Genomic DNA, 1,454 nt, shown 5'->3' on the forward strand with positions numbered 1-1,454 from the left:
ATTTTCCGACAGCACATGTGGGGAATTTTGAAACAGCATTTACAAACGCCTCGTCCTGGTTGTGAAGCTTGTAGAGTTCCAACTCCTCTTTCCGGCGTTTTAGCATGACTTCTTTCATAATTTTTTCAAATGCCAAGTTACGGCTGTAGGGATCAGAATTTTCATCAAATTTCTTCTCGAAATCGGGGTGGGCCTGAACACTTTCAACGATGTTCAGAAACTTGATCCGTTGTTCTTCCGGGGTGGCGCTCCAGCCTTGGAACCAACGTTCATTGAAGCTGCGGATGATCTCTTCCAACGGGTCTTCCTGCACCTCTCCTTCGCGATAGCCGCGGGGGGTGGGGTTCTGTGGATCTAGCTCTGCTTCTGAAGTGTCCAGGCCGATGGTCTGGTTTAGTCTTGTCCGCTCTAGCCCATATGACGAAAGGTCAACGGCCTCGAGAAGATCATCCAACGCATCCTGATTCGGGTCCTTGATGTTTAGCTTCGGGACCAGGAACTTCAGGAACCAGAAGAGCTTCTCCCAAGCCTCCACTTCGAACGGCATGATTGCAGCCATCTGGCCGTAGATCTTCACTGTCAGGTTGTGAGACGTCATTGGGATGGTGTAGCGTGGGCGATGCCGCGTTACGCTCCATGGTTTTCTTCCGTCTGCAGGGAGAGCGAATGATGCTTCAGATCCATCCACAGGCACGCACGACACCAGCCGTCCGGGCTGACATAGCGCGTTCGTCAGAACCGACATCCGTGCTCGCCAGACGCTACGGCATCAGCGATGAAACTGTCCGCAAGTGGCGCAGGCGTGGTTCAGACGCCTGCCAGGACCGCAGCAGCCGTCCCTGGAAACTGGCCTGGAAAGCCTCGGAGGAGGAGCGTGCCATTGTCTGTGAACTCCGGCGTTCTACTGGTTTTGGTCTGGATGATCTGACCTTCGTCGTGCGGCATTTCCTGCCGCTTCTCAAACGGGACAATATCTGGCGTATTCTGAAAGATGCTGGACTGAACAGGTTACCTCCTGCGCAAAAAGCCGGACCTGTGCGTGGACAGGGAAAGTTCCGGGATTACGATCCCGGTTATGTCCATATCGATGTGAAACATCTGCCAAAATTGCAGACAGCAGATGGAGACCGGCGGAAACGTTTTCTCTATGTCGCCATCGATAGATGCTCCCGCTCGGTCCATCTGGCCGTCTATGACGCGGAGAATGCCGATAATTCCGTCGATTTCCTCAAAGCTGTCAAAACCACCTTTCCTTTCCGGATCACCCATATTCTGACTGATCGTGGCTCCTGCTTTACGGCGGATGCCTTCGAAAAAGCCTGTCATGACATGGGTATCGACCGACGCCGGACCAAAGCTTACTCCCCTCAGACCAACGGAATGGTCGAACGCTTCAATGGCCGTGTCGCGACAGAGGTGTTGCCGGTCTGTGTCTCAAGCCATAAGGATCTGGA

At 53.4% G+C, this 1,454-nt stretch carries 1 protein-coding gene and 1 pseudogene; one reads left to right on the plus strand and one right to left on the minus strand.

Going from position 1 to position 1,454, the window contains the following annotated elements:
• A pseudogene (locus B7449_RS12250) lies at window positions 1-559 on the minus strand (type I restriction endonuclease subunit R); the annotation flags it as partial.
• Window positions 560-669: 110 nt separating this feature from the next.
• Between B7449_RS12250 and B7449_RS12255 the strand changes: the two are divergent.
• Window positions 670-1,454: DDE-type integrase/transposase/recombinase (locus B7449_RS12255; RefSeq protein WP_082084852.1), on the plus strand; the 785-nt coding region annotated here is incomplete at its 3' end.

This window comes from Komagataeibacter intermedius TF2 (genome assembly GCF_000964425.1).
Taxonomy (GTDB): Bacteria; Pseudomonadota; Alphaproteobacteria; order Acetobacterales; family Acetobacteraceae; genus Komagataeibacter; species Komagataeibacter intermedius.